The sequence below is a fragment of the Microvirga pakistanensis genome (genome assembly GCF_004458765.1).
GTDB lineage: Bacteria > Pseudomonadota > Alphaproteobacteria > Rhizobiales > Beijerinckiaceae > Microvirga > Microvirga pakistanensis.
The window spans coordinates 1-223 of the sequence record NZ_SPJX01000083.1 but is presented as its reverse complement, the minus strand read 5'-3'; the positions used below and the strand labels follow the sequence as shown (position 1 = coordinate 223).

The following is a 223-nucleotide window of genomic DNA, read 5'->3' as shown; positions in this document are numbered from 1 at the left end:
CGATATCTCCGCCTTCGAGAAGGAAACGCTGGAGAAAATCGGCATGCCGCGGGAGATCATCATGCGCCATCGCACGCCCCACTTCACCCATGTGTTCGCAGGCGACGGCTATTCCTCGGGCTATTACAGCTATCTCTGGTCCGAGGTTCTGGACGCCGACGCCTTCACGGCCTTCGAGGAGACGGGCGACGCCTTCAACGGGGAGATGGCGGAGAAGCTCAAG

The 223-nt window shown here is 60.5% G+C and carries 1 protein-coding gene; it reads left to right on the top strand.

Annotated elements, in window-relative coordinates:
* Nucleotides 1-223, top strand: a 223-nt coding sequence (locus tag E4K09_RS02830) for a M3 family metallopeptidase (RefSeq protein ID WP_166802131.1), incomplete at both ends; no start/stop codon positions are given.